Origin of the sequence: Chondromyces crocatus (assembly GCF_001189295.1) — a bacterium.
GTDB lineage: Bacteria > Myxococcota_A > Polyangia > Polyangiales > Polyangiaceae > Chondromyces > Chondromyces crocatus.
The window spans coordinates 8,844,111-8,869,371 of sequence record NZ_CP012159.1; the positions used below are offsets into that span (position 1 = coordinate 8,844,111).

The 25,261-nt window shown below is 67.5% G+C and carries 25 protein-coding genes; 10 read left to right on the forward strand and 15 right to left on the reverse strand.

The window, feature by feature from the left end:
* Positions 1-47: 47 nt before the first annotated feature.
* Positions 48-1,001, reverse strand: a complete 954-nt coding sequence (locus CMC5_RS31865) for a 3'-5' exonuclease (protein WP_169796724.1) — start codon at positions 999-1,001, stop codon at positions 48-50.
* Positions 1,002-1,517: 516 nt separating this feature from the next.
* On the opposite strand from CMC5_RS31865, the gene CMC5_RS47980 reads away from it, so the two are divergent.
* Positions 1,518-1,805, forward strand: a complete 288-nt coding sequence (locus CMC5_RS47980) for an HNH endonuclease (protein WP_245677857.1) — start codon at positions 1,518-1,520, stop codon at positions 1,803-1,805.
* A gap of 471 nt (positions 1,806-2,276) precedes the next feature.
* Here the strand turns inward: CMC5_RS47980 and CMC5_RS31875 are convergent, their stop codons facing one another.
* Complete coding sequence (locus CMC5_RS31875; protein ID WP_156339013.1) at positions 2,277-2,681, reverse strand: hypothetical protein; 405 nt, start codon at positions 2,679-2,681, stop codon at positions 2,277-2,279.
* Between the two features lie 170 nt (positions 2,682-2,851).
* Between CMC5_RS31875 and CMC5_RS31880 the strand changes: the two genes are divergently transcribed.
* Positions 2,852-3,463: an AgmX/PglI C-terminal domain-containing protein gene (locus CMC5_RS31880; protein ID WP_050433934.1), complete on the forward strand. Its 612-nt coding sequence runs from the start codon at positions 2,852-2,854 to the stop codon at positions 3,461-3,463.
* Here the strand turns inward: CMC5_RS31880 and CMC5_RS47985 are convergent.
* Together CMC5_RS47985 and CMC5_RS47990 are read right to left on the reverse strand one after the other, a co-directional pair.
* Complete coding sequence (locus CMC5_RS47985; RefSeq protein ID WP_245677858.1) at positions 3,433-3,747, reverse strand: hypothetical protein; 315 nt, start codon at positions 3,745-3,747, stop codon at positions 3,433-3,435. The two genes, CMC5_RS31880 and CMC5_RS47985, sit on opposite strands and share 31 nt — an antisense overlap.
* A 6-nt stretch (positions 3,748-3,753) precedes the next feature.
* The gene (locus CMC5_RS47990) at positions 3,754-4,665 is read right to left on the reverse strand and encodes a hypothetical protein (RefSeq protein WP_245677859.1); all 912 of its coding nucleotides are present in this window, start codon (positions 4,663-4,665) and stop codon (positions 3,754-3,756) included.
* Positions 4,666-4,710: 45 nt separating this feature from the next.
* Between CMC5_RS47990 and CMC5_RS47995 the strand changes: the two genes are divergently transcribed.
* Entirely contained in the window at positions 4,711-5,088 is a 378-nt protein-coding gene (locus CMC5_RS47995; RefSeq protein ID WP_245677860.1) for a hypothetical protein, read from the forward strand.
* Between the two features lie 128 nt (positions 5,089-5,216).
* On the opposite strand, the gene CMC5_RS45215 is transcribed toward CMC5_RS47995, so the two are convergent.
* Positions 5,217-5,627, reverse strand: a complete 411-nt coding sequence (locus CMC5_RS45215; RefSeq protein ID WP_050433936.1) for a hypothetical protein — start codon at positions 5,625-5,627, stop codon at positions 5,217-5,219.
* Positions 5,628-6,227: 600 nt separating this feature from the next.
* Here CMC5_RS45215 and CMC5_RS31895 point away from each other — a divergent pair.
* The 3 genes from CMC5_RS31895 (at position 6,228) to CMC5_RS31905 (ending at position 9,181) form a co-directional block, all read left to right on the forward strand.
* Positions 6,228-6,959 (forward strand): OmpA/MotB family protein, encoded by a 732-nt coding sequence (locus tag CMC5_RS31895; protein ID WP_245677861.1) that lies wholly within the window; start codon positions 6,228-6,230, stop codon positions 6,957-6,959.
* Between the two features lie 4 nt (positions 6,960-6,963).
* Positions 6,964-7,902, forward strand: coding sequence for a Ppx/GppA phosphatase family protein (locus CMC5_RS31900; RefSeq protein ID WP_050433938.1), 939 nt, complete (start codon positions 6,964-6,966; stop codon positions 7,900-7,902).
* Between the two features lie 772 nt (positions 7,903-8,674).
* On the forward strand, positions 8,675-9,181 hold the full coding sequence (locus tag CMC5_RS31905) for a CarD family transcriptional regulator (protein ID WP_050433939.1): 507 nt from the start codon (positions 8,675-8,677) through the stop codon (positions 9,179-9,181).
* Between the two features lie 91 nt (positions 9,182-9,272).
* On the opposite strand, the gene CMC5_RS31910 is transcribed toward CMC5_RS31905, so the two are convergent.
* On the reverse strand, positions 9,273-9,872 hold the full coding sequence (locus tag CMC5_RS31910; RefSeq protein WP_245677863.1) for a hypothetical protein: 600 nt from the start codon (positions 9,870-9,872) through the stop codon (positions 9,273-9,275).
* Between the two features lie 38 nt (positions 9,873-9,910).
* Positions 9,911-10,432 carry a tRNA (cytidine(34)-2'-O)-methyltransferase gene (locus CMC5_RS31915; protein WP_050433940.1) on the reverse strand — a complete coding sequence of 174 codons (522 nt, stop codon included), beginning with the start codon at positions 10,430-10,432 and terminating at the stop codon, positions 9,911-9,913.
* A gap of 234 nt (positions 10,433-10,666) precedes the next feature.
* On the opposite strand from CMC5_RS31915, the gene CMC5_RS31920 reads away from it, so the two are divergent.
* Positions 10,667-11,770 carry a hypothetical protein gene (locus CMC5_RS31920; protein ID WP_050433941.1) on the forward strand — a complete coding sequence of 368 codons (1,104 nt, stop codon included), beginning with the start codon at positions 10,667-10,669 and terminating at the stop codon, positions 11,768-11,770.
* A gap of 195 nt (positions 11,771-11,965) precedes the next feature.
* Here CMC5_RS31920 and CMC5_RS31925 read toward each other — a convergent pair whose 3' ends face one another.
* The 3 genes from CMC5_RS31925 to CMC5_RS31935 are packed head-to-tail and all read right to left on the reverse strand — an operon-like array spanning position 11,966 to position 13,513.
* Positions 11,966-12,382 carry a hypothetical protein gene (locus tag CMC5_RS31925; RefSeq protein WP_050433942.1) on the reverse strand — a complete coding sequence of 139 codons (417 nt, stop codon included), beginning with the start codon at positions 12,380-12,382 and terminating at the stop codon, positions 11,966-11,968.
* Between the two features lie 10 nt (positions 12,383-12,392).
* Positions 12,393-13,202 (reverse strand): ribonuclease III, encoded by an 810-nt coding sequence (rnc, locus tag CMC5_RS31930; RefSeq protein WP_169796725.1) that lies wholly within the window; start codon positions 13,200-13,202, stop codon positions 12,393-12,395.
* A gap of 17 nt (positions 13,203-13,219) precedes the next feature.
* Positions 13,220-13,513: a 4a-hydroxytetrahydrobiopterin dehydratase gene (locus tag CMC5_RS31935; protein ID WP_050433943.1), complete on the reverse strand. Its 294-nt coding sequence runs from the start codon at positions 13,511-13,513 to the stop codon at positions 13,220-13,222.
* Positions 13,514-13,525: 12 nt separating this feature from the next.
* Here CMC5_RS31935 and CMC5_RS31940 point away from each other — a divergent pair, with 12 nt between their 5' ends.
* Together CMC5_RS31940 and CMC5_RS31945 are read left to right on the forward strand one after the other, a co-directional pair.
* Positions 13,526-14,203 carry a hypothetical protein gene (locus tag CMC5_RS31940; RefSeq protein ID WP_245677865.1) on the forward strand — a complete coding sequence of 226 codons (678 nt, stop codon included), beginning with the start codon at positions 13,526-13,528 and terminating at the stop codon, positions 14,201-14,203.
* Between the two features lie 44 nt (positions 14,204-14,247).
* A complete protein-coding gene (locus CMC5_RS31945) occupies positions 14,248-15,054 on the forward strand; it encodes a hypothetical protein (protein ID WP_050433944.1) in 807 nt (268 codons plus the stop codon).
* 180 nt (positions 15,055-15,234) lie between these two features.
* Here CMC5_RS31945 and CMC5_RS31950 read toward each other — a convergent pair whose 3' ends face one another.
* The 3 genes from CMC5_RS31950 to CMC5_RS31960 are packed head-to-tail and all read right to left on the reverse strand — an operon-like array spanning position 15,235 to position 18,719.
* Positions 15,235-16,263: a peptidyl-prolyl cis-trans isomerase gene (locus CMC5_RS31950; protein ID WP_050433945.1), complete on the reverse strand. Its 1,029-nt coding sequence runs from the start codon at positions 16,261-16,263 to the stop codon at positions 15,235-15,237.
* A gap of 32 nt (positions 16,264-16,295) precedes the next feature.
* Entirely contained in the window at positions 16,296-17,687 is a 1,392-nt protein-coding gene (locus CMC5_RS48725; protein WP_050433946.1) for a metallopeptidase family protein, read from the reverse strand.
* A 15-nt stretch (positions 17,688-17,702) separates the two neighbouring features.
* Complete coding sequence (locus CMC5_RS31960) at positions 17,703-18,719, reverse strand: hypothetical protein (protein ID WP_156339014.1); 1,017 nt, start codon at positions 18,717-18,719, stop codon at positions 17,703-17,705.
* 357 nt (positions 18,720-19,076) lie between these two features.
* Between CMC5_RS31960 and CMC5_RS31965 the strand changes: the two genes are divergently transcribed.
* Complete coding sequence (locus CMC5_RS31965) at positions 19,077-20,468, forward strand: sigma-54-dependent transcriptional regulator (RefSeq protein ID WP_050436247.1); 1,392 nt, start codon at positions 19,077-19,079, stop codon at positions 20,466-20,468.
* A 272-nt stretch (positions 20,469-20,740) separates the two neighbouring features.
* Here the strand turns inward: CMC5_RS31965 and CMC5_RS31970 are convergent, their stop codons facing one another.
* Both CMC5_RS31970 and CMC5_RS31975 read right to left on the reverse strand, forming a co-directional pair.
* Positions 20,741-21,412, reverse strand: coding sequence for a hypothetical protein (locus CMC5_RS31970; RefSeq protein WP_156339015.1), 672 nt, complete (start codon positions 21,410-21,412; stop codon positions 20,741-20,743).
* Between the two features lie 919 nt (positions 21,413-22,331).
* Complete coding sequence (locus tag CMC5_RS31975; protein WP_050433949.1) at positions 22,332-25,214, reverse strand: tetratricopeptide repeat protein; 2,883 nt, start codon at positions 25,212-25,214, stop codon at positions 22,332-22,334.
* Positions 25,215-25,261 lie beyond the last annotated feature (47 nt).

Sequence of the window (25,261 nt, forward strand, 5' to 3'; positions counted from 1 at the left end):
AGACTTCGCACGTCGATCCTCATGTTCCCTGCGCGTCGCCACCGGGCTCAGCCCTGCCCGCTTCGGGGGGGGTGAAGCGGCTCGAGCGCAAGGATGCGATCGGCCCGGAGCTCACGACGACTGCGCGAGGGGAGGAGATAGCCGAGAACCAGGGGGGGGTCGAGGTCCGTTCGTACGCCCGTGACCTGGACGGTGAGCTCTTCCGCGGGGCGCCCTGCGGGGCGGTAGCGAATCCGGACCGACTCGCCCCGCTCCGCAGCTCCGCAGGCAGCCTCGACGAGATCGGGGCGAGCGCGGCGCTGTCCCGTCCGGATGCGCCAGAGATCCCGGGGAGTCGCAGGCGAGAGCACCGCCACGATCCGAGAGAAAATCTCCCTCAGTGCGCGCACGTCGTCCTCCGCCCGGTGTGCTCTCTGCCGCTCGATACCGAACTCTCGGCAGAGCGCTGCAAGGCTGTTGCTGGGAAACGAGAACGCGCGGCGCGCTAGCGTGAGGGAGTCGAGGAAGTGTGGGAACGCGTAGACAAGCCCGGCTCGCGCAAACTCCGCCTCGAGGAACGCCACGTCCCAAGGAGCGGAATGCGCCACGAGGATCGCCCCCTCCGCGAGCACGGCAAACTGCTTGGCGAGCGCCGAAAACGTAGGGGCTTGCTGGAGGTCCTCCGGCCGGATTCCATGAACCTGAGCGTTCCCGAACGCGGCAGGCACGGGTCGAACGAGGGAGGTGAGCGTCCCCTCGACGACGTCGCCTCGCACGCGCTCCGCACAGATCTCGATCACGCGATCGGACTCGGGTCGAAGCCCCGTCATCTCGAGATCGAGAAACAAGAGCGATGCTCGCTCGAGGGGTTCGTCCCACGGAGCCCCGGCAGGCGGCTCTTCCTGAGACGCACGCTGGTTCCTCCCAGGTCGCCGCACGCTGGTGTCGTTTCGCCCCTTGCTCACCTCGACGGTGTAACCGAGGACCCGCAGCGTCGAAAGCCTGCACCGAGAATGCACCATCCGATCGCACATTCGTGCTTCGGGTCACGCCTCCAGACGACCACCGCGGGAGTTGAGTCCCCGCTGTTTGCCTCGTCTTTCGCTGCTAGACTCCGGATCGTGGGGAGAGCAACCGCTCAGTCTTCTGACGGATCGAGTGCGACGTGCACAGATATCCAGCCAGAAGAGAAGCCTGTTCATACGTCCGAAGAAGTCGAGGGAGACGCCACCCCTGCACACGCTCTACGGGGGGTGGAGCCACTCGACATCCCGGTCCTCATCGTCAATCGACATTTCCAGGCTGTGCAGATAACCCCTGCACGACGCGCCTTCATTCTGCTGTATAGCGGCTCCGCCCTGGCCCTCGACGACGCAGGAGATCTGCACGACTTTCCGGCGTGGCGTCAGCTCCCGATTCGCGAGCACGACCATGGGCTCCCCGTCGTGGATGGCACGCTCCGGGTGCCTCGTGTCCTGCATTTGCGCCGTTATGACCGAGCGCGTCGCCCGGTGATACGGCTGTCACGCAGCAATGTCATGCTTCGAGACGGTCACCAGTGCCAGTACTGCTCGAAGCGATTGCCCATCCGGGATCTCAATATCGATCATGTCATCCCACGCTCACGTGGAGGCGGGGACAGCTGGGAGAACCTGGTGACGGCCTGCCGTCCCTGCAATCTCCGAAAGAGCTGGCGCACTCCGGACGAAGCGAGCATGCGTCTCATTCGCCCCCCACGCCCACCTCACTGGTCGACGGCGGCTCAGCTCCTTCTTTCGTCTCCGGTCGCTTTCGAGGAGTGGGCTCCGTTTCTCAAGGCAGGCTGAGAGGGCGAGAACGGGAGCGAACCTCCAACTTCACGTCCACATTCGCGCGGGCGGGGAGAGGCTGTGAAAACCTCATCGCTCCTAAAATACGCGTGAAACAAGCGCGCGCGTCCTCACTGCCATAAGTCGTTGTGCCCAGCAGCCGCAGATCGCTGACGGAGCCGTCACGCTCCAGAGAGAGGCGCAATGCCACGACGCCTGTCGACCGATCCGGCTCGACACACCAGCGCAATGCCGACTCGGCTTCGCGCAGCGACGCTCCGATGGCCGCAGGATCGACACCAGGCTCTGCTCGCACGTCGGCGACAGCGATGGTCAACTCCGGCTCCGGCTCCGGCTCACTCGAAGGCTGCGACGCCGGATCGCTGCCAGCCCGCGCGTCCGACACAGACTCTTCCGAGCGGCAGCTCGGACCACTCAGCGCCACACAAACTGCCGCAATACCGACAGAGGAAAGTTGAGTGCGGTACTTCACTGGATCAGAACCACCTCCCCATCTTCAGAGCAGTATGCCACCTCCCGCCAGCCCTGCTCGGTACACAGAAAAAAGTCCTCGCAGCCCGTGAGGCAGACGGACGCCTCGCACATATCTGCGGCGGCCACGGGGCAGTCCGGATCGCGCAAAGCCGGAAGACAGCCCACTGCTTCGCCGGTGCGATCGATCTGGAGCGGCTCACACCCACCTGCTCCTCCATCTCCCGACCCTGCCCCTCCTCCCCCCATGGACGAACCGTCCCACTCACAATCGACGACCTGCACCCAATTTCCCTCGGTGCAGTCATACAGCGCCGCGCAGACCTCGTCGTCGCACGTCCCGCCACGCCCGATCGGGCAGCCATCCTCGGGAATCTCGCCACACAGCAGAGGACGATTCACCGTCCGACAGGCTGCTCCCAGCGTGCAAAGCAGGGCCCCCATCCACAGGGCAGCAACCCCCGAGCACCGCTGACGTTCTCTACCCCACATCATCAGCCCATTTTTTCAAGCTGCAAGAAAAGCGCAAGCTGCCCCTACGCACCCCCGGCGAAACGACTACTATCCGCGCCATGCGTGCCTGTGCCACCGCGAGTGTCCTGCTCCTCGGACTCACCCTCGGCGCCGCGTCGATGGCGGCGTGCTCCAGCGGAACCACCACGACACAGGTGCCCGCAGGCGAGGGGCCTTCCAACAGTCCGACCGTGCGTTCACAGGCGACCGAAACAGCCCTACCCGCCACGGCGGCGCGCCCACCTGCCGCGCCCCAGAAAGCACCGGAGACTGCCGCCGATTGCAAGGAGATGCTGTCGGAGATCACCAATGATCCTCCCGAGGGTGGCGTGGTCATGAACAATGCAATGACCGCGGGAGACGCCGGATCGAGCGACCGGTTGTATTCGATCCTCGAGGTCATCAAAATGAAACGCGACAGCTTTCGCTGCTGTTTCGACGTCTATGCCCGCAAGCATCCAGGGGCGAAAGGGCGACTGGCTCTCCAGATCAAGCTGGACCCCCAAGGCAAGTTCCTCGAGACCAAGATCAAGCCGGACGAGAGCGACATCACGGCGCCCGAGGTCGAGTCGTGCATGAGCGACCTCGTCCAGTCGATGAGCTGGCCGAAATCCCCGAGTGGCAAAGAGACGCTCTACACTCACCGTTTCGATTTCAAACCGCGAACTTGATCAGGACCACCGTGCCGAGCGACGCCGCCCTGCCTGCTCGCAATGCCACGACCACGGATGTACGTAATGCTTATGCCGAGCTCCTCCGCGACACGAGAGGCTTGAGGCGTGAGCAACAACAAGCGCGTGAGGCCTGGTTCGCGCGCCTCGCAGCGGACAAAAAAGAAGAGACACTCTTCGAGCTGGAAATCCTGCTCAAGGGCCTGGCGTGCTTCGCCAACCCACGGAATCACCCGGGTGCCGGCCGCCGCCAGACCATCGTCGGATACGATTTTCGCGAGCACCTGCAGCTAGCGCGTGACGGGATGGCGCGCGTGGTCCACCTGGCGCGAGCGATGCTGGGTGAGCGTGACCGCGCGTTCGTATTCCAGCGTTACCTCGAGACGGTCCTCCCCGAAGACACCGCGCGTACCCGTCTCCTCCACGCTACGATGACCCAGGAGACCCCGGAGGGGAGCCTGTTCGTACTGCGCCATGGATTCACCAACCTCATCGAGGTGGCAGGCGGCCTCCTGCGCGTACCTCGCCTGAACTTTCGCCTTTTCTATGCGCATCTGGCCACGACGATGCGCGAGATCGCACAAAGCGCCTTCTTCAACCCCCTTCACGCCCTCGAGTTCCGGCCCGAGTTCGATCGAATCGCCTCTTCCCAGGTCCTCGAGCTGATCCAGCGGGTCCCCGGAGAGCAAGCGCATCGCCTGGTGGCGCTCACGTTTCTCGCACTGTTCCGGATGCTCCGCTACCTGCGCCTGCTCGACACGATTGCGCTCGACCACTCGGATCGACGCATTGCGGGTCGGGCGTACCTGGTCCTCGCGGTCCTTCGAAGCGACGCTCGTGCCCTTGCGAACTACCTGCGCCGTCGCGCTGGTGCTTTGCTGGCGGGCAGCTACGAGCGCAGCCTGCTCCGTGTCCCCGCCACCGATCTCGACGCTCGTTACGACGAGCTCGCGGCAGAAGGCCACCGGTTGATGGCCGTCAAGGTGGCACTGACCGGCGTGGCCGCGAACCTGCGCCTCGAAATGCGACGCACCTTCGAGCACGACCTGCTTCCAGCAGACAGCGCCCTGTCCGAAGCCGAACACAGAAGCCGCCTCCGCGCCGCGACAGCGAATCTTCGCCCGGCGCTTCAGAACGCCATCCTCTTCCTGGGCCGCTCCCTGGGCGCTCATTTCGAAGAGGGGCGCGTATTCGATGACCATGCTGCCCGCCGCACCACGAGCGAACGACTCCGCAGAGACGTCTGGATGTTCGCGCAGATTGCCCGCGCCTTCGCAAGCAAGGCTCGCCACACGGGCCCCGCTCAGGACCGCTGGACGGGGATTGCCAGCTTCGCGTTCGTTCGAGAATTTCTCTCGTACTTCCGCGCCATGGGGTATCCCCTCCTCCGCGTCGGCGATTATCCGCGCGTCGACACGTTCATGGCAGCCATGAGCCGCCTCGAGGAGACGGATCTCCTCGATCCCGCGCGACTGGAAGCCGCAATCCTCGAATGCGAGGCCTTCTACGAGTTTCTGACCAGGCTATTCGATCAGATCTCGAAGAGAGACGAGCTTGCAGGAGTACCCTTCGACCGGAAGGATGCAGCTCGAGCGCTTCGCCTTTATCTGGGCGAACGATCGTGAATCACGACTGCTCGAACTAGCCGGTTCTACTTGGTACAGGGGGATCGCCCGCGGTTCATCTCACCGCGGGCGTCCACGCGATGGCTCCGACCAGCGCTCAGCTGGACGCAGCCCGCGACACGAGGAGACTATTCCGTCTCGTCGCTGCCGCCGCCCTGAGCGACCTGGGCAGCAGCAGGCGCAGGCGCCGCCTTCTGCCCACGCGAGCTCCCCTTGGAGGCCCGCTTGGCAGCCGTGCGGGTGCCCCGCGCTGCCGTCGTCTTCGTCGCCTTGGCCGCCTTGCGGGGGGCTGCAGCGCGCTTGGCCGCCGCGCGCGGCTTGCGCTTGGCTGCCGTCTTCTTCGGGGCCGCCTTCTTGGCCGCCGTGCGCTTGGTCGCCTTCTTCGCGACGCCACGCTTGGCGGTCGTCTTCTTCGCCGCCTTACGGGCCGGGGTCTTCTTGGCGACCTTCGCAGCCTTGGCTGCTGCCGGCTTCTTGGCCGTCTTGGTCACCTTCTTCGCGGCTTTCCTTCCGGTCTTCGCCGTCTTCTTCGTAGCCATCGGGAATCCTCCTGCATGTGCTCCGGCTACCGGCCGTGCAAGTCAAACTACACTGGCCACCTACCGAAACAACAGATGTTGCGAGACATATATTGCCATGCATGGTGATGGTCAAGGAAATTGTTGCGTGGCCTATACCCGCCTACCCCATGTGTTCGGGCCGAACTGCTCCGCAAGCGTTGCATGGGTAAACGCCAGATCAGTCCATCCCTCCCAGAAGTACGCAAACCCACGAGGCTTTTCCCCATGTTCTCCACGGCGAGCGTTCAGAGCAGTACCGCGTACGACGGGCCGTTCGCCTGAACCGAAGTGAGTTCTCTCACCCACTCTGGGCTTCAGATCACCTTCACCCCTGGACCCACATCAACGCACACATCGTCCACACAAGGACGACAGCCTCTCCAGACCTTGTGCTGACCGACGCGTCTGACTTAGGGTCGCGGGAGCGTCTGCCGTTTGCCGCAGCGCGTACACCGTCCCCATATCGGCTTCTTCAGGAGAAAACCCATGTTGCTTCGTCGCTCCACGCGAGCGTTGGTCCTGGGAGTTGCACTCATCGCCGGCTTTGGAGGTCCTGGTTGCGGCTACTCCGAGGAGGAGATGCAAGCCAAGATCCGTGAGCTGGAGAACCTCAGAAATCAGCTGAGCAGTGAGCAGGCACAGAGCAAGAAGACCCGCGCGGAACTCGAGGAGGCATCAGCCAAGGTCGACCAGCTGAAAGCCCAGCTGAAAGCTGCGGGCGTCGACATCTCGAACCTCAATGCCAACCTCGAGCAGCAGGCGCGCGCTCTCGAAGACTATCGAAAAAGGGCCGAGCAGCTCGAAGCGATCAAGAAGCGATTCGAGCTCCTCCGCGACAAGCTGCAGGCATTGACCAAGCTCGGGCTCAACGTCACCGTGCGCAACAACCGCATGGTCATCCAGATGCCTGGCGACGTGCTGTTCGACTCCGGCCGCGAGACCTTGAAGAAGGATGGGCAGGACATCATCCTCAAGGTCGCCGAGGTCATCCGGAACGACTCGGGCCTCGCGTCACGCTCCTTCCAGGTGGCTGGCCATACCGACGACGCGCCCCTGCAGGGCGGCCGCTTCAAGGACAACTGGGGCCTCAGCGTCATGCGGGCGCGCGAGGTGCTCGCATTCCTGGTCACGCCTGTCGAAAAGGGTGGCGGCGGGCTCAATGCGACGCGCTGGAGCGCCGCAGGATTCAGTGACACCGACCCGATCAAGCCGAATGACTCGCCCGAGAACAAGCAGGCCAATCGCCGCTGCGAGATCGTCGTCGTCCCGAATGTGGAAGAGATGCTCGATCTGAAGACACTGGTGCAGTGACACGATGCGCGTCGCAGCGATCGACATCGGCACGAACTCCGTGCTTTTGCTCGTAGCCGAGCGTCGAGGCGCCGACATCGTCCCCCTCGCCGAGCGCGCCACAATCACGCGCCTCGGCCAGGGGGTCGATGCCACGCGAGCGCTCAATACGGAAGCCGTCGAGCGCACGCTCGCCTGCCTGGCGCGTTATGGCGAGGAACTCAAAGCGCTCGGCGCGGAGCGGATCGAAGCTGTCGGAACCAGCGCCATGCGCGATGCCGCGGGTGGCGACGAATTCACGAACCGCGCGGCATCTCTGCTCGGCGTGAGACCTCGGGTCATCTCTGGCCTCGAAGAAGCCGAGCTCACGTTTCACGGAGCGCTGAGTGGCCTCCCAGCTCGCCCTGGGCCGCGCGTCGTATTCGACATCGGAGGCGGCAGCACCGAGATCATCTCCAGCACAGCACCTCATGAAGCCATCACCGCAGTGAGCCTCGACATTGGCAGCGTCCGGCTCACGGAGCGGCACATCCACTCCGACCCACCTCAGCAGGTCGAGCTGGACGCCACCAAAGCCGACATTCGTGCCCAGCTGGCTAGCGTCCCCCGCCTGGCTTCCAGCACCGAGCCGCTCCTGGTCGGCGTCGCCGGGACGGTCACCACGGTCGCGGCCCTCGTGCACGACGTGGCCCCCTACGACGCCCAGCGAATCCACGGCTCACAGCTGAGCTACGAGGACATCCAGCGGACCATCGAGCAGCTTTCCTCCATCCCGGTCGCCGCGCGAAGAGCGCTGCGAGCGCTCGATCCTGCCCGGGCCGACGTCATTGTGGCCGGAAGCCTCATCGTCCAGGAGATCCTCCTCTGGGCGGGTCACCCGACAGGCGCTCCGGCCCGCAGCATCATTGCTTCAGACCGCGGGGTTCGCTGGGGGATAGCGCACAAGCTCCTCCAGGCGAAGTAACGCATCGGCCAGCCCTCCTGCCGCCGGCCTGCGCCCACGCCTCATCGCGCCTGTGGTTCCCTGATCTCGAGCTGCCCTCTCCCACTGGTCCCCTACCTGCCCTAAGCTCACATCATACCTCCCCCGTGAAGCCGACATGGCCGCAGCCGCCCCGACGAACAAGGGTTCTGTGCGGCCGACAGCTTCATCCCAAGAGTCACAATCCGAGCAGATCGTCTCAGGCACACAGAAATCCGGACTGTACTCCCGCCGTCGGCATGTGTATGTGGAAGCTGTAATTTCACCACATGCGCGACCCAGGATTCCTTCCACCGCGAGCGAGCGGGAACGGAAGTGGCTGGCTTTCACGCTGAAATATCAAATTTATTGACGTTGCACATCGATCTGACTACATTGCGCGCGCTTGGCGCAAACCGGACTCGCTTCTCGAGGTCAACTCAACCCCAGAACTTTCTACCTCTGACCGCCTACCTCATCCGGCGCAGCCAACGAGAAACGCCACAACAACCTCGCACCTACTGCTCCGGCGAAACTCCTCATTACTCCGTGCCCGTTACAACCACGGTTCTTTCGACCTCTCCATGCCCTATCGCTCCTCGAACGATGCGAGCCACCCCGCAGAATTTCTCAGGAATGTGGAGGGGGTCGAATCAGTTTTGTCAGTCGGCACGACCGACCCTGGTAACCGGGCGACGACACAGGGGATTGTCACTTGAGCAGTAAAAAACCCGAAGGACTCGGGGACGGCGGGGTAGAAGGCAAAGGAGATCATATGCAGGCTCGTTCGGAGATCCAGTTCAAGGTAGGTGACAAGGCTGTTTACCCGGCCCAAGGCGTAGCTGAGGTGGTGAATATCGAGGAGAAGGACATCGCTGGAAATCGTCAGCGGTTCTACGTGCTTCGCATCCTCGACACGGACCGAAAAATCATGGTCCCCGTCAGCAATGCCAGCGCCGTCGGCCTGCGCCAAGTCATCTCTGAGCAGGAGATCCGGGAGATTTTCGATATCCTTCGCGAGCGAACGATCGCCTTCGACAACCAGACATGGAATCGCCGTTATCGCGGCTTCATGGATAAGATCAAGACGGGCTCGATCTACGACGTCGCCGAGGTTCTTCGCGATCTCTACCGCCTGAAGACGGATAAGCAGCTCTCCTTCGGCGAGCGCCGCATGCTCGACACTGCCCGGACGCTCATCGTCAAGGAGATCGCCATCGCTCGGGATCAGACCGAGGAGCAGGTCAAGACCGAGATCGAAGCCATCTTCATGGCCAACTGACGCCCGGAGTCGGCTCGAGGCTCCCCGCAGACAGTTCATTCGATGAAGGGGCCAGCTCACGCTGGCCTCGAGCGTTTTGTCGTCTCGACGCTCATTCACTGCCAGGACGCTTCTGCACTGGCGGGAGCGGAGGAAGAGCGACATCCACACGCCAAGCCGAGTCTTCGAACACGCAAGGGACCTGGGCTCGATGGCCGGGCAGGATGCCGGCGACCTCGACCAGTGCGTGCGTCCCCGCAATCTGCGCAACGTAGTTCTGCGGTTCGAAATGCAGCTGAAAGCGAGACGGCACGATCATCGCCTCGGGGGCGATCATCTTGCCGGTGGCCGCGCTGTAGCGCTGAGCACGAGCCAGGAGATTGTCTCGCGCACGCTGCGACAACAGGTCGTAGATCGCCTTCGCGTCCCCAGGATCACCGTGCAGACGCTGCAGTCGCTCCGTGAGCTCTCTGACCGAGCCTTCTGGCGTGGCGTGGGGTGGCCGGCGGCCACACCCCATGGTGAACAGCACGAGCAGAAGCCCGAGAAACGAAGCAATACACTGCCCTCGCCCGGGTCGACTCACCAGGTCTCCATCAGCCTTTCCGCTCGCAACCACCGCGCCGTCGCACTCGGACCCGCGGCCACAGGAATGAATCCCGCCCGCCTCTTCCCACCCGCCGATCTGGCTGACGAAAGTGCGCAAGGACATGCTCCTCACCCTGCTCGGCGAGATCGGTCCATACCCATTCATGACTGCGCCTGCGGGGTATTCAGTGCCCCGACTTGCCGAAGAGCCTCGTAAAGAACGATGGAGACCGCATTCGCCAGATTGAGTGACCTGACAGCCCCTGGCATGGGAATCCCGAAGACCGAATCCGGCATGCTCTCGAGGAGAGCTGGGTCCAGTCCCATGCTCTCCTTGCCGAAGACCAGTGCGTCTCCCGGCCTGAACTCCGCGTCGAGATAGGAACGGGTGGCGGAGGAGCTGAAGAGGCGCAGGCGCGCGCCCGGATGAGCATGCTTGAAATGGTCCAGGTTCACGTGCTGCTCCAGCTGCACGAGATGCCAGTAGTCCAGCCCCGCGCGTCGCACGGCATGCTCGTCGATCCGGAAGCCCAGCCTCCCGATCAGGTGGAGGGGGCTCTGCGTCGCCGCCGAGAGGCGCCCGATGTTCCCCGTGTTCTGCGGGATTTCCGGCTCGATCAACACGAGCCGGAAGGGAGGCTCGAGAGGAGCGGCGCGAAGACGAAGACGGGTTTCATGGGGCACGGCCCCCTTTCTCCACGACCCAGGTCGCTGACGCAAGCCACCCGATGCCACTTCCCGACCCGAGGCCCTTCCGGTCCCGATGAACGCCATCCGGCGGCTCGCCCGACAGCAGGCGCAGGCCTCGACGTCGCGCCCGGCGACCGCTCCAGCGCCCTCCCACAAAAGCTGAGCGCCTCGTCTGTAACCTTGACGGCCGCGCAAACGCAAACGTAGCCTCCCGCTCGGAGACTCGTTATGCGTGCAACCTCCTGCCTCGCCCTGGCAACAGCCATCGCAGGTGCAGCGCTGTCATCACCGGCGGCCGCAGACACCATGGACCCGGCGCTCGCACGCCTGGTCACGAACGGAGGCTGCCGGACGCTCGGGCCCGGAGGCGGGCTTTACTACAATCCAGCGTCCAGCTTCGCTCGCTGCCAGCCGGACAACGCCTCGTTCGCCAAGCTCGTCGCCCAGTACGGCTTCGCCGTCGCACCGACCGCGATGCACTCTGCGCGCACGACGGGCTATGGCGGCTTCGAGCTGGGCATCGAGGCGGCTTATACAAAGATCGACAGCAGCGCCGAGTACTGGAAGCAAGGGACTCGAGGTCCTCAGGATCCGACGACGAAGCAGTTCTCCATCTACAACCAAGAACCCGACAGCATGCTCCAGCACTACGCGCTGAAGGTCCGGAAAGGATTCCCCTTCGGCCTCGAGCTGGCGAGCGCTGTGGGCTTCCTGGGCAACACCAGCATCGTCACGGCCGGCGCCGACGTGCGCATGTCGGTCTTCGAGGGCTTCAGGACGGGCATCCCCGCCATCTTCCCCGAGCTCGCGGTCGGCGGCAGCGTCCGCACCATCACCGGGACCGAAGAGTTTCAGCTCACCGTGGCCGGCGTCGACGCCCAGATCTCGAAGCCTCTGCCCATCGCGGGCACCGTCGTCCTCACCCCTTACGTGGGATATCAGTGGACCCGGATCTTCGGCGACTCGGGTCTCATCGACACGACTCCGAACACCGACGCCCTCGATTACTGCGACTTCCGCGGCACGAATACCCCTGCGACCCCCGGCAACACCACGGGTGTCTACGATGGCCAGCCCGTCTGTGGCGCAGGTTCGAGCGCAGACTTCAACAACACCGTCGTCTTCGACGCGGTGAGGCTCACCCGCCACCGACTCAACTTCGGCGCGCAACTCCGCTTCCAGATGGTGAAGTTCGGCGTGCACTTCATCACCGACCTGACCAGCGCAGAAGACGCCAACCAGGGCCAGGACTACGAGATCGATGGAGTGAACAAGTTCGCTGGCGTGGGCCGTCAGTGGACCCTTGCACTCGATCTCGGCGCCGTCTTCTGACCTCGCCTCACCGCAGACCCTTGCGTCTGCATCAGCGTCGCCGCGAGAGCCGACTCCCTCGACCTCACCTTCGGCGCCGTCACCAGTTCCGCACCGGCATCGTCACCAGGCCTGCCAACCAGGGCCTCGACGCCGCCACCTCAGCCTCGCCCTCTGCACGGACTTCCGACGAGAGCGCCCTCTCCGACGCCCTGCTCAGCGCCCCGGCGTCGTCTCTGGCAGCGTGTAACCCATCTGGGCGATCATCGCCCGGAAGGCCCGATCCTCGTTCCGCGCCGCGAGGAGGTGTTCCATGAACTTCTTGAAGTTCCCCTGCGCCGCCGCGTCCACCGCCCGCTCGCTGTTCTCCAGCACCAGGAGCAGGTGCGGATGGGCTTTCGCCACCGAAGCCGGACACTCCATCTTGCGCGCCGCTTTCACCCGCGCCTCAGCAAGCGCCTGGATCAGCAAAAGCAGCTCGCGATCGTGCGTCCGTGGTTGCAGCAGATCCCCTTCCCGCCGCGCCTCGTCGAGCAGCAAGCTCGCTCGATCCAGGTAGCTCCCCGCCCACGCAGGCAGCACGAGCAGCATCCCGCAGACCACCACCACCAGCGTCGCGATCAACCTTCGCATCTGTCGACCCTCACCGGACGTTTCCCACAGTCCTCGCCGGCCTTCCACCCTCTCCATCGGCCACGGCGGCACCTGCCTCGGCTTGCACGAACGCCTCCCCGCCACCGTTCGACTCTGCCGGCAGAACCCCGAGTCCCTCCAGCGCAGCCCTCGCTGCCGCCTGCTCGGCCAGCTTCTTCGAGCGACCTCGCCCCTGCCCCAGCACCTCTCCGTCTGCCTCGGCCACCGCGGTGAAAACCCGCTCGTGATCCGGCCCCTCCACCCCCACGATGCGGTAACGCGGGGACGGCCCCCCACGCGCTTGAATCCGCTCCTGGAGCTGGCTCTTCGGATCCCGCCCGATGCGCCCCCCACCTTGCAGCCGCCCGATCGGCTCCGCGGTGATCCGTCGGCTCAGGGCGCGTGCCACGTCCAGCCCACGGTCCAGGTACACTGCTGCCACCAGCGCTTCCGTCGCGTCGGCGAGCACGTTCGTCTGATCCCGCTCACCTGCCACATCGGCCCCACGACCGAGCCGCAGCGCTGCCCCCAGATCGACCGCCCGTGCCCACGTCGCCAGCGCATCGGTGTTCACCAGCGCCGCGCGCATCAGCGACAGCTCCCCCTCGCGCGCCTCTGGGAAGCGCGCCATCAGGATCTCCGTCACGCACAGCCCCAGCACCGCATCGCCGAGAAACTCCAGCCGCTGGTTGTCCAGCCGCCGCACCCCGCGCTGCTCGTTCGCGAAGCTCGCGTGCGTGAGCGCCTCCTCGAGGTGCGGAAGCTCCCCCTCCAGCTCTGGCAACTGCCCGAGCTCACCCGGGAGCGCCGACCCCTCCACGCGCAGCTCCTCTCCCCTCAACCGGCGCTGAGCCGATCGCAGAGCGCGGCCATCTCGGTGTCGAGCCCCGTGATCCCGCCAGCATCATGCGTGGACCACGACACCTTCACCTTGCCCCAGCTCAGCAACAGGTCCGGGTGATGATCACGGCGCTCGGCTGCAAGCGCCACCCGCATCACGAAGCCCACCGCCGCACTGTAATCAGGAAACGGGTACACCCGCTCCAGCGCATCGCCAGCGCGCTCCCACCCCGGGTGCGTCCCGACGAAGGAGGCGATCGCATCGCCAGAGAGCTGCTCACGCTTCGACATCCACCTGGGACGATGAGCCAAGCGGCGAGCGATGGCAAGGGGAGCTATCTTCCCCTGGTGCCCCGACTCGAGGCGTGCCCCTTCTGCCGCCAGCTCTTCGAAGCCGGCGAGGTCAGCACCTGCCCCGAGTGCGACCTCCGCCTCGCCGACCCCAGCGACCTCCCTCCCTCCGCCGACGCGCTGGCCATCGACCCGACGCCTCCCCTGCCACCGCACCTCCAGCCGCTCCCGTGGACCTACCTCGGCCGAGGCCGCGCCCTCTTGCTCGGCCTCGCCGTCCTCGGCCTCCTCGCCTTCTTCGCCCCGTGGGTCCACGAGACCGCGCCCGAGCTGCGCGACCTGAGCGGCTTCCACCTCGCGCGCAGACTCCACTGGATGTGGGCCCCCGCGATCGCCTTCTTCGTCCTGATCCCCCTCGTCCTCACCCGACGGTCGATCCACCGCATGCGCGGCGCCCGCCTCTCCATCGCCATGCTCGCCACGATCGCGCTCCTCACCGTCGCGCTGCGCGTCGCCTTCACGCCTGCCACCTCCTCGCTGCGCCCCGTCCGCTTCACCTGGGGAGCGGGCCTGTACGCCACCGCCACCATCGCCCTCGCGGCGCTCGCCGCCTCGGCGCGGTTCGGTGGCCGGCTCGACCCCCTGCCTGCGAGCACACCCCCGGTCGACACCCCCCCCCGCGCAGCGTAACCTTCTCTGGTCGGGTCCACCTGGCCTGCATCGAAGGGGGCGCCATGGGCAACGAGCCAGCCATCGTCCGCCGCCACCCCTCGCGGGATGACGAGACGTTCGACGTCCCAGCAGCCGTCCTGTGCGCCTGCTGCGGCCAGCCCGACTGCGCCGGCTGCACCCCGGCGACCGAGGAAGGCTCTGGCGTCGTCGCCGTCGTCCCCTGGGAACGTCACACCGACGGCACCTGGACCCGCCTCTGGAGCACCGCCAAGGCCACCACCCTCGGCGCCAACACCTTCTTCGCGGCCCTCCCTGACGGCGCCATCCTCCCCGCCATGCGCTTCGCCGTCCTCGCTGAAGGCCTCGCCGTCCTGTCCATGCTCGCCGCCCTCCTCCCGCTCGGCGCCATCGCCCTCCCTGGCCTCACCCTCGAACTCGCGCAGAACCCCAGCGCCCGCGCCAGCGCCGCCCGCTGGCTCCTCTTCGGCGTCCCCTGCCTCGTCACCTGGATGATCCTCGCCCACGCCGCCCACGGCGCCGCGCTCGACCTCGGCGCCTCCCGCCAGGGCGCCCACCCTGCCCGACGCCGCGCCCTCCGCTTCGGCCTCTACGCCTGCGGCTGGGACCTCATGACCGGCCCCCTCGGCGCGCTGTTCGTCCTCTTCTCCGAGGGAAGGAAGCGCATGAACGACCTCCTCTCCGCCGCCGTCCGCGCTCCCCGCACCGCCTCCAACGCCTACCTGGAAGGGATCCACGCCCTCCCCCCTGCGGCAGCGGCGCGCGCCCAGCGCACAGGAAGCATCGCGGCTGCGGCCCTCGCCGTGATCTCCGGCTTCGCCATCATCACCGCCCTCGCGCTTCTTCTTTAGCGCCAGCGCCGCGTCCACTAGCGCCGCGTCCACTAGCGTCGCGTCCACCAGCACCGCTGCCAGTCAGCATCGCTGCCGCCTCCAGCACCGCCGCCAGTCGAGGCCGTCGATGCCAGTCAGCACCGCCGCCCCGCACCGACACGCGCGCAGCGCCCACCGAGCAGAAGCGGCCCTCGCCGCTCAGTGCTGATGCTGGTGCTTCTGATCCTTCAACGACGGCGCACTCGGCTTCCGGCTCGCCGGCAGCGCCCCGGGACGCCGCGTCGGCTGCAGCTCCCCCGCCGTCGACACCTCCAGCAGCGACACCGCCTCCGGATTGAACTCCGACAGGTGCTCCTTCCGGAGCCGCGCCAGGAGCTCCTTCACCTGCGCGTCCGCCTTCTGGTGCGCCAGCATCTGCCGGATCCCGGCGCCTTCCTGCTCCAGCGGCCGCGTCACCGCCTTCATGCTCTGACGACGCCACACCACCGCCCAGCGTTTCCCCTCCGGCACCGGCTCGGGCACCAGCTCTGCGTCCTTCACCTTCGACGCCGCCTCCAGCAACCTCGGATCCACCTGCAGCTCGGGATCCGTCGTCGCCCCGTCCGGCAGCACGAACCCCAGGTTCCCGCCCCGCAGGCTCGACGACTTGTCCAGCGACTTCTCCCTCGCCAGATCGTTCCACTTCTGCACGTCCAGCGACGCCTTCTGGAGTTCCGCGATCAGCTCCGCCGCCTCCTCGCGCGTCGCCACCAGGATCCGCCACAGCGCCACCCGCGCCGGCGACACGAACTTCTCCTTGTTCGCCTCGTAGAACACGCGCACCTCCTCATCGGAGACCGGCGACGTCTTCACCAGCTCTGCGCGCATCCGCCCCAGCAGTGCCCCGCGCAGCACCGAACGACGCCGCTCCTGCACCTCGGGCCGCTCCTTCACCCCCGTCTGCTCTGCCCCTTGCGCGAGCAGCAGGTCGCGGATCATCACCTCGTCCACGAAGCGCTTCCGGATCTCCTCCTGCGTCGACCCGTAGGCCACGAGCTGGAAGGGCGCCATCTGCCCCATCCGCCGCTCCACATCGCGCACCGTGATCACCGCATCCCCCACCCGGGCGACCACGGCATCTTCCCGCGCATCCGCGCGCACCGAGCTGCTCGTCCCCACTGCCACGACCGCGGCCAGCACCGCAGCCCCGAGGACCGTCACCGCCGAATTTCGCCAACGCGCGCGCATTGCCCGCGTTATTGCCGCGCCTCGGGGACGGGTCAAGGACCCTGGCACCACCCCATCCACGCCCCCAGCGCCGCCACCAGAAGGAGCGGCCACGCGACCCGCAGAAACCCGACCACTTCCGCCCGCAGCCCCTGCCGCGCCCGCCGCGCGGACTCGGCCACCCCGACGCGGCGCACCCGCTCCTTCTCGATCTCCCCGCGCTCCTCGTCATCCAGCGGATCGTCACCCGACAGGTAGTGCAGGTGGTGCGTCACCTCGTGGTCCAGCGTCTCCTTGATCTCCGCCAGTACATCGAACCCCGGATCTGCCCGGTGCTCCGCCTCGAACGACCGGTAAAAGATCCTCACCTCCGGCGGCCGCTCGATCATCAGCACCGGATCCATCCCCCCTGGCGTGTAACAGCCCAGCAGCGGCTCCCCGCCATCGTCACAGAGCGGCACCCCCGCATCCACGAACAGATCGATGTTGCGCACCCCGCGCACCCGGTACACCCGCTCTGCGGCTTCGCGCACCTCCCGCTCGAACGCATCCAGATCCGGGAACGCCGCCCGCTCGCCGCCTCTCCTCCGCCCCCCGGCCCGCACCTCACCCCGCGACAGTTCACGCTCCAGCGGCACATCCAGATCGTTGCGCGCCCCGCACCCCGCGCACCGATGCACCGCCCAGAGCCGCGCCGGATAACGCGCCTCGTGGTACACATCCACCACCGCGGACCACGCCGCCTCTGGCGCTTCCGAGAGCGCCTCCGCGATCACCGACGCCCGCCGCTCGCTCCCCAGCGCCACCACCCCCATCGCCGCTGCCACCGCAGGCGTCATCCGCAGCGACCTCCCACCAGCCGCCAGCAGCAGCGGCATCGCCTCATCCACCGTTCGCTCGGCCAACCGCACCCGCCGGCACAGCGTCCCCCCTGCGCGAAACGCCGGCACCGCGTGCCACGCCCCTGCATCGAACGACCGATCCAGATCTGGATCGTGCAGCTCCCCGTCCGTGAACGGCCCCACCTCCAGCAACGCCGAAGGCGCCGCCCGGAACACCTCACCGCAGTTCTCGCAAGAGAACTCCCCCTCCTCCTCCGGCACCACCGACGCCCACGCCAGCAGCGCCCGGAGCACGTGCGCATCCCGCAGCGACAGCGCCCCGATCGCCACCGCCTCTCCCCCCTCCGTCACCACCCCCGCCCCCTCCAGCACCCGCAGATCCCGCAGCCATGGCGCCCCCTCGCGCGCCGCCAGCGCCCCCTCTCCCTCCACGCGACGCGCCTCTCCGAGCGCCTCCCCCACGACCTCCCGCGCCGCGACCCGCGCTGCCGCATCCGACAGACACAGCACCCGACCCGAAGGAACGTGCACCCGCTCGGGCAGCACCCGCCCGGATGCCCCGCTCACCCCCGCCTCACCCACCACCGCTCGTCCTTGCGCCATCCGCTCCCGGGAGGTCTAGCGCTTCGACGCCGGCGACACCCGCCCTTCGCTCAGCGGCTGCAGCGATCGCAGCGACGACGACGGCGGCCCGCTCACCCCTGACGGCTCATCATCGATCTCCGGATCCGAGCGCCGATCCCGACCTCTCGTCCGCGACGACATCGGCGCGCGCTCCCCGTCTCCCGACGGATCCGGCGCCGCGGCGCCCAGCCGGTGCAGCGTCGGCCGCAGGTGCAACCGCCCGAGCCGCTGCGAACTCGAGCTCACCGGCGGCATCGACGACGTCACGCCCAGCGGCAGCGCGCCGGTTCCCAGATCGATGTAGCGCGTGATGAGCAGCGTGTAGATCACGTTCCGGATCGTCTCCGGGTGAGCCACCCTCGTCGCCAGCAGCTCGTCCAGCGTGAGCGGCTCGTCGCGCAGCTGCCGGAGCACCTCCATCTCCCGCCCACCGAACCCGAACCGCCCCGGATCCAGCGCCGGATGCATCCGCAGCGGCATCGACGACACCCGATCCAGCATCATCGCCCGCTGCGCCGAACGGGCCCCGTACTCCCGCAGCCCCGCCCAGAGCAACGCCAGCGGCCCCACCGTCGCCGGCTCACCGCCCCACTCCTCCAGCACCGACTGCCCCTCGAAGTACCGGTAGTGCGTCTCCGCCGGCAGCGAGAACAACCGCACCATCCGCTTGACGAACTGGACCTCGGCCACCCACTCCAGCGTCACCGCGTCCACGCACCCCGACAGCAACAGCACATCGCCGATGAGCCCCCGCGTCGCCAGCGCCGCGTCCACGATCTCCCGCGACACCAGCCCATCCGCGACCAGCAGCTCACCGAACAGCGCGTAAGCATCCCCCGGCCGCACCTTCACTGCCGACCCGCGCAGGAACTGGACCACGTGTTCCGCGCCGTCGGGCTCGGAGAACACCATCGCCCCGCTCAACCGCCGGTCCGCTGCGTAGACGAGGAGGTGCGCTATCGGCGTACGCTCGAGCTTCCCCTCGGCGGTCACAGCGCCCTCCAACGGCATGATGGTCGATCACGCTACCACAGCCTGCCCAGCCTCAGCGCTCGCATTCGTGTCGCCACCAACCTTCTGATCGCGTGCGCCAAGAACTTGCCACACAGAGCCGGATCTGCGCGCTGCCTCTGCCGCGCCTGACGGCCTGACGCCTCGCTCCCGCGACCCACCCGCGCCCCACCCGCGCCCCTCCACGCCCTCGCCCGGCCCTGACAGCGCCGCGGCCCACTGCGCCACGGACCACTGCGCCACGGCCTACTGCGCCACGGCCTACTGCGCCACGGCCTACTGCGCCACGGCCTACTGCGCCACGGCCTACTGCGCCACGGGCTGCGGCCCGCCTGGCCATGGTTTACCGTGGTCACCATGCCGCGCGGCCATGTCCTCGTGCTCGACGACGAGCGCTCGATTCTCACCACCCTCCAGAAGGCGCTGACCCTGGAAGGCTACACCGTCGATGTGGCGGGCGGCATCGCCGTCGCCGACGACAAGCTCGCCAAGCGCAGCTACGACATCGCCCTCTTCGACGTCTCTCTCCCGGACGGCGATGGCGTCGACCTCCTCAAGCGCCTGCGCCAGAGTGGCTCCGACCTGCCCGTCATCATGATGAGCGGCCACGCCACCATCGACGCCGCCGTCCGCGCCACGCGCCTCGGCGCCCTCGACTTCCTCGAGAAGCCCCTCTCCACCGATCGCCTCCTCCTCGTCCTGGACAACGCCCTCCGCCTCGTCCGCGCCGAGGCCGAAGCCAAGACTCTCCGCGCCCAGGCCGGCAAGCTCGGAGAGCTCATCGGCGACAGCCGCGCCATGGTCGACCTCCGCGACCAGATCGCCCGTGCCGCCAAGGCCGCAGCCACCGTCCTCGTCACCGGCGAGCGCGGCACCGGCAAAGAACTCGTCGCGCGCGCCATCCACATCGCCTCCAAGCGCGCCAAGGGACCGCTCGAGAAGATGAACTGCGCCGCCGTCCCCAGCGAGCTGATCGAGAGCGAACTCTTCGGCCACGAAGCCGGCGCCTTCACCGGCGCCACCAAGCAACGCCGCGGCAAGTTCGAGCGCGCCAGCGGCGGCACCCTCTTCCTCGACGAGGTCGGCGACATGCCCCTCGCCATGCAGGCCAAGCTCCTCCGCGTCCTCCAGGAGCGCGAGATCGAGCGCGTCGGCGGCAACGAGACCCTCAAGGTCGACGTCCGCGTCGTCGCCGCCACCAACCGCGACCTCACCACCGCCTGCCAGAACGGCCAGTTCCGACCCGACCTCTACGATCGCCTCAACGTCGTCCCCCTCGCCCTGCCCCCCTTGCGCGCGCGCCGCGAAGACATCCCTCTCCTCGCGCGCCACTTCCTCGCCCTCGCCACCGAAGCCAACGACCGCCCGGGCATGAAGCTCTCCGACGCCGGCCTCACGGTCCTCGCCGGCTACAGCTACCCCGGCAACGTCCGCGAGCTGCGCAACATCATCGAGCGCCTCGTCATCCTCACCCCTGACGACACCATCGACGCCGACGACGTCCGCCTCTGCCTCGGCGGCCCCGCAAACGGCTCCACCGCCGGCCTCTACCGCCCCGGCGTCCCCTTCCGCGTCCTCTCCGAAGAAGCCGAGCGCACCATCCTCGAAGAAGCCCTCGCCCACCACAGCGGCCAGATGACCGCCACCGCCCGCGCCCTCGGCCTCGAACGCAGCCACCTCTACAAAAAGTGCCGTGCCCTCGGCCTGCGAGGCACCGACAAAGCCGACGGCGACGACGACGCCGGCTGAGCCCCAGCCCCTCGCCAACACCACGACGACGCGACGGCGCTCCAGACGACCAGCACGTCGACGAGCACCAGCGAAGCCAAACGTACCGTGAGGAGAACCGACACCGCGGTGCGGTGGGAGCGTCATCTCTTCGGAATTTGCCGTGAGGAGAACCGACACCGCGATGCGGTGCGAACGTCATCTCTTCAGACGCTTCGATGCGGGGACAGACAGCATGCGCTCCCCGAGCATCCCCTCATGCCACGAGGAGCGCACATCACGCGGCACGCAGCTCAGCCGCTCTCGCCTTCGCCTTCACTCTCCCCCGGCTTCGGCGACCTCGGCCTCGCATCCATGAAGAAGCGCTTCACGTAGTCCCTCTGCCGAGGGAACCGATGCTCCATCGCCCCCCGCAGGCTCGCCAGCGAGAGCGCCGACTCCACCACCAGCCGCGCCGCCTCGCTCTTCTTCTGCATCAGCAGCTTGTACCCCGCGTCCCGCGCCCTCAGGAACGACTCCTGCTGCTCCGCCCGGCGCGTGAGATCCTGCTGCAGCTTCTCCTTCTCATCGAACGGCGGCACATCGTTCAACCGCTGCACCGCATCGAGCACCGCCCCCGGCTCCGCCGCCAGCGGCTTCTTCACCAGCTCATCGACCCGCGTCCCGAACGCGTGGCTCGCATCCAGCCCACTCTTCCCACGAAGCCCCAGCTTCGTCCGCGTGTTGGCCACGCGCACCCCGCGATCCAGCACCTCGTCCCCCATCTCCACCTGCCCCTGCAGCACCTCCCCCGGCCCCAGCTCGTGATCCTCGATCGCCAGGTGCACCGACCTGAGCTGCGCCACCAGCGGCTCCAGCTTCGACTTCTCGTTCTCGAAGAACGTTCGATCCTCGTCCGTCCGCTCCAGATCCGCAGCGATCGCCGCCGCCAGCGCCCCCATCGAGTGGGACAGCGCGCGACGCATCAACCGGGTCGAAGAATTGGGTCCAGCAATCATAACAACCTCTTTTCCATGTCAGGGTCCACCGCGGAGCGTGTCCGACCGCCTCACCACCGTCCACGGAATTTTCCCGCCTCCGACACAATAGGTGCGACCTTCACCCCTTCTGTAGGCGCCCGATTTCCCCAACCATTTCCGCCCCTCGCCCCCCCATCTCCCCTCCCCCTCCCCCTCGAAGCTCCCCCCTCGACCCCGCCCCGAACCGCATTTCCCTCCCCGCGCCGACGCGCGCCCTCACTTCGCATGCGCACCGACTCCCCGCGCCGACGAACGCACCCACTTCGCATGCGCACCGACTCCCCGCGCCGACGAACGCACCCACTTCGCATGCGCACCGACTCCCCGCGCCGACGCGCGCCCTCACTTCGCATGCGCACCGACTCCCCGCGCCGACGAACGCACTCACTTCGCACGCGCACCGACTCCCCGCGCCGACGCGCGCCCCCCACGTCGCATGCGAACGCTCCCCGCGCGTCGACGCACGCAACCTCACACCAAACACGCCCGCGATCCCCCGCCTCCCCCCGTCAGGACTCCCGCCATCCCCCGACGCTCACGTCACCCCCGACGCTCACCTCATCCCGCCGCCCCTCCCCCACCATCCCGCAGCGCTCTCGCGCCATCCCGTCTCCCCTTGCACCCACCCCCCAAGGAGCAGGCGCCTCGCGTGCAGCGGGCTCTGGGGGGGCCCCGCCGCTCTGAGCACCGGCCCCCACCCATCTCCACCTCCCCGCCCCACCTCCCCCCTCCCCGCTCACAACTTGCCTTCTACAAGGTGCGAATCGGCGGGAGGACCCAGAGCCCGCTGCACGCGAGGCGCCTGCTCCGCCCGCTGCACGCGAGGCGCCTGCTCCGCCCGCTGCACGCGAGGCGCCTGCTCCGATCAATCCGGGAGCAACCCAGGCTGCCGCGACGCCCCGTTCCGCTGCACTTCCTGCTGGTACGCGAGCGCCTTCTTCGCCAGATCATCCCGCTTCAGCTTCTCGTAAGCCTTCGCCAGCTCACCGTAGATCTGCTCCGCCTCTTGCGCCTTCGGGTGCGTCAGCAGCGCGCTGTTCAGCTCGAAGATCGCCGACAGATGGTACCCCGTCCGCGCCAGCGCCCGCGCGTAGAGCCGGTGCGTCTCCGAACTCGCCACATCCACGAACAGCGCGCTCTCCCCAACGCGCCGCGCCTCCTCCCAGTGCCCTTGCTCCACCAGCAACCGCAAGAGCCTCCGCCACACACGACGATCGTGCTGATCGAGCTGGGCCAGCCGCCGCAGCGCGCTCAGCTCCCCGGCCGGGTCCTTCGCCTTGTGCGCCACGTCGTAGAGCGCTTGCAGCGGCTCTGCTTGCGAAGGATCGAACTGATGGGCGGCCTCCAGGTGCGCCTTCATCTTCACCCGATCCTTCTTCACCTCGGCCAGGTCTGCGGCCTTGAGCCGCACCGCGTAGCCATCGTGCCCGTTCGCGATCATCTTCGCGATCACCCGCTCGGCCTCGTCGAGCCGCTTCTGACCGAACGCCATCCGCAGCTTGATGTAGTGCGCGTCGGGCTGCTTCGGATCGATCCGCAGCGCCTCGGCGAGCACGGCCTCGCCCTCTTGCTCCTGACCGTCGCCGAAGAGCGACAGTGCGAGCTGCACGTGCTTCTTCGGATCGCGCGGCGCCTTCAGCACCGCCTTGCGCGCGTCGTCGAGCGGGGGCGCGTGCAGATCGGGTACGTACTGCTTCTCGTAGCGAGCGAGGCGCGGCTTCAGCCAGGCGCGGAAGCGACGGTCCAGCTCCGTCGTCGAGATCCCGAGCGCGGCCTGCACCACGGCCGGCGTGCGCTCGCCGGCGCCCCAGCGCGGGAGCATGGACGCGACCTTCTCGAAGCCGAACGCCTCCACCATGAACACCACGATCTGGCTCGCGGCGAAGTAGGCCATCGTCACGTCGGACACGTCGTCGACGTGCGTGAAGGCGCGGTTGAAGCTGTTCACCTCGGGGACGCGCCCGGCCTTGTAGGCGGCGTAGAGGGACGACTCTTCCTCGCGCTGCCACTCGGAGCGGCGCACGATCGTCTCGTACTCGCTGAGGCCCTCGGTGAACCAGCGGGGCACGTGGTTCTTCGACGCCTGGATGGCGAACACGTGACCCAGCTCGTGCCAGATCACGTTGCCCCAGTTGAACTCGGCGGCGGCGGGGCTCATCGCGGCCAGCGTCTGACCGAAGCAGACGCCCTGGATGCCCACGTTCGGCAGACCGCTGGTGCGCACGCTGAAGTGCTCCTGGTCGGCGTACAGCTCGATGGCCACGGGCATCTTCGGTGTGAAGCTGTAGCGCTGCACCATCGACGTCCACGCTTCGTCGAGCATGCGCGGCACGTAGCGTTCCAGGATGGCCTTCTCGTCCTTGTGGTAGCGCATCGTGAAGCGCTGCCCCTGGATGCTCACGTAGGAGGTGGCGATGTCCTTCTCGTAGAGGTTCAGCGTGTTGAACACGCGGACGTTGAAGCGGTCCTTGTCCCAGGAGCGCTGCAGCGCCTCCAGCCCGCTCTTCTCGTCGCCCGATCGGATCAGGTTCAGCCCCAGCGAGGCGAAGGCCTTCGCGTCGAAGCGGTCGACCTTCACCGCCTCCTGCATCATGCGCACGATGTCGTCGTAGCGGTGCTCCCACTCCGCGTACTCGCCTACGATCCGGTAGAACTCCGAGTACTCCGGGTTCAGGGAGAGCACCTTCTTGCGCATGGCCTCGAAGCCCGTCTGGTCGTCGGCGAGGAAGCGGATGGCCGCCTTCATCGAGAGCAGCTCGAGGTGCGATGGGTTGATCTTCAGCCCTCGATCGGCGGCGGCGTCGGCCAGCTCGATCTCCAGATCGCGCAGGTGCAGGCCGGCCTTCACCACGTGGGCCTCGGCCAGGTTCGGGTTGGTCTCGAGGGCCTGGGTGATCTCGCTCTTGGCGCCACCGAAGTCCATGGCGCTGTCGAGCTTCACCCGCGCCGCCATCACGCGCGCGCGCGGATCGGCGGGCGCCAGCTTGAGCGCCTCCTTGACCATCGCTCCGGCGCGGCCGGGGTTGTACTTGTCGAGGAACAGGTCGGCGCGCCAGAGCAAGGTCTCGGCGTTCTTCTTCCCGCCCACCCGCTCGGCTTGATCGAAGGCGTCGTTGGCGTCGCGCGGGCTGCGAAGCAGGTGCGCGGCGCGGCCCACCAGGCTGAGACCCACGGCGTCGGTCGAGGCGATCGCGTCGCTGTTGTAGTCCTCGATGAGGGTCATGAGTGGCGCGCGGGCTTCGCCGCGTCGCCCGGCGCGGATCAAGAGTTCGCCGAGCACGAGGCGGGCGCGTCGGGCGCCGTCCTCGCGTTCGACCTCGCGCGCGGCGGCGATGGCCTCGTCGACCTTGCCGAGGTTCGCGAGGGCTTCGGCGCGCAGCGCAGCGGCGGCAATCTTTGCCTTGGCACCAAGGCCGGCGGCGGCGGTCGCGGTCTTCTGGGCTTCGTCGTAGCGGCCGGTGCGCAGCTCGATCTCTGCCTTGAGCAGCGTGGCTTCGGCGCGCGAGGCTGCGTCCCGGAGCAGCGGGGTGACCTCTTTCTCCGCGTCGGCGTACTCGCCGCGATCGATCGCGGCGCGTGCGCGGCTCAGGGCCGTGCCGGGCGTAGCCTCGACGAGTGGAGCTGGGCCGCGAGGTGCCGTCGCGGGTTGCGCGAGGGTGGGCGCGGCGCCGAGGGAGGCCGCACCGAGGGACGCGGTGGCGAGGAGGGCGGCGGCGAGGGTGCGGCTGGAGAATCGGGAGGGTCGCATGGGCTGCCGGAGCGCTCGGGGGCGAGGGTCGACTCTTCGAAGGGCGA